The sequence below is a fragment of the Phytoactinopolyspora endophytica genome (assembly GCF_004138495.1).
Lineage (GTDB): Bacteria > Actinomycetota > Actinomycetes > Jiangellales > Jiangellaceae > Phytoactinopolyspora > Phytoactinopolyspora endophytica.
Genome location: NZ_ML142850.1, coordinates 81,528 through 82,021 on the forward strand (window position 1 = coordinate 81,528; position 494 = coordinate 82,021).

1 protein-coding gene is annotated in these 494 nt (G+C 70.0%); it reads left to right on the forward strand.

All coding sequences use genetic code 11. The annotated features are described in order from the left end of the window. The coding region (locus tag ELR45_RS36735; protein ID WP_205855833.1) for a glycoside hydrolase family 1 protein at nt 1-494 on the forward strand (494 nt) is incomplete at both ends.

Consider the following 494-nt stretch of genomic DNA (forward strand, 5'->3'; position numbering starts at 1 on the left):
GCGACCGCCGCCTATCAGATCGAGGGCGGTGTCACCGAAGGCGGCCGCGGCACGAGCATCTGGGACACCTTCGCACGCCGGCCGGATGCGACGTTCCACGGCGACACCGCCGACGTCGCCTGTGACCACTACCATCGCTGGGAGTCGGATCTCGACCTCATGGCCGAGCTCGGCATCCCGGCCTACCGCCTTTCCCTCTCCTGGTCGCGCTTACAGCCGAGCGGTGCCGGGCCGCTCAACCCCGAGGGCGTGGCGTTCTACCGCTCGCTCCTCACCGGAGCGCGGGAACGGGGCATCGAGCCATACGTCACGCTGTACCACTGGGACCTGCCGCAGGCACTGCAGGACGCGGGCGGCTGGCCGGCGCGCGCCACCGCGGAGCGCTTCGGTGAGTATGCCGCGCTCGTCGCGGATCAGCTCGGTGACCTCGCCGATCATTGGATCACCATCAACGAGCCGTGGTGCGCGTCGTTCCTCGGCCACGCCTGGGGCAT